Source organism: Lysinibacillus sp. 10T31 (assembly GCF_056394365.1).
The window spans coordinates 1-725 of the sequence record NZ_JBFTHS010000151.1; the positions used below are offsets into that span (position 1 = coordinate 1).

The window sequence follows — 725 nt, forward strand, 5'->3', positions numbered from 1 at the left end:
TCGTGAATGTCTATACTTTCTAATCGATTACCTGAAAATGTACTATCCTCAATCTTCGTCAAGCTTGACGGAATTTTTATACTTGTTAATTTATTAGAACGAAATGCCTCCTTTCCTATTGCTGTCACGCCTTCAGGGATTTCCACACTTTCTATTTTATTCCCGTAAAATGCCCTTTCTCCTATCGTTGTCAGGCTTGAGTTTGAGGGAATTTCTACACTTGTTAATTGATTAATATAAAATGCATAGTCTCCTATCTTTGTCACGCTTGACGGAATCGTTACATTTGTTAATGGATTATTATTAAATGCGTATTTTCCTATCGTTGTCACACTTGAGGGTGAGGAGAATTCCGCACTTTCTAATCGATTTTTAGAAAATGCAAATTCTCCTATCGTTGTCACGCTTGACGGAATCGTTACACTTGTTAATTGATTATTAGAAAATGCTTGTTTTTCTATCGTTGTTAGGCTTGAGGGTGAGAGGAATTCCACACTTTTTAATTCATTTTTATCAAATGCCCAATCTCCTATTTTTTTTACGCTTGACGGAATCGTTACACTTGTAAATTTTGCATTTCCTTTAGAAAATGCACTGCTTGCTATTTCTATAACCGGTAGACCCTCGATCATATCAGGGATAACAACATCCTGTGGAGTTTGATCTCCTTTCCATCCTGTAATACTGATACCTGGAATACCAATAAATCTTTCTCTATAGACAAA

At 35.7% G+C, this 725-nt stretch carries 1 protein-coding gene; it reads right to left on the minus strand.

All coding sequences use genetic code 11. From position 1 onward, the window contains the following. The coding region (locus AC1DCY_RS27305; protein WP_477355821.1) for a leucine-rich repeat domain-containing protein at positions 1-725 on the minus strand (725 nt) is incomplete at both ends.